The organism is Alkalibacterium sp. m-11, from assembly GCF_054658155.1.
On record NZ_BAAGIR010000609.1, the window covers coordinates 1 to 252 of the forward strand.

Below are 252 nucleotides of genomic sequence, written 5' to 3' on the forward strand. Positions count from 1 at the left end.
CAGTTCGCAAAATAGTTTTTTTGTTCTTCATTTGGGTAGAGTCGATACTTATAAGCTTTTAACATATTCTTCACCTCCTCTTACGCTTTGTTACTTGATTATACTGTAAAAATACCGTACAATCAAGGTAACTCCCAATAATCTATGAAAAATTATGTTTCCCAAATTTCTCGTTGCTCGTATGATGATTTCTGTCGATGAAGGTAATATAATCCAATCCTTGTCTGGATTAAACAGCTTTATAACAGATCC

The 252-nt window shown here is 32.9% G+C and carries 1 protein-coding gene; it reads right to left on the reverse strand.

The features are described 5' to 3' along the window. Positions 1–65: helix-turn-helix domain-containing protein (locus tag ACYQ2O_RS13710; RefSeq protein ID WP_459796874.1), on the reverse strand; the 65-nt coding region annotated here is incomplete at its 3' end. Between the last annotated feature and the right edge of the window lie 187 nt (positions 66–252).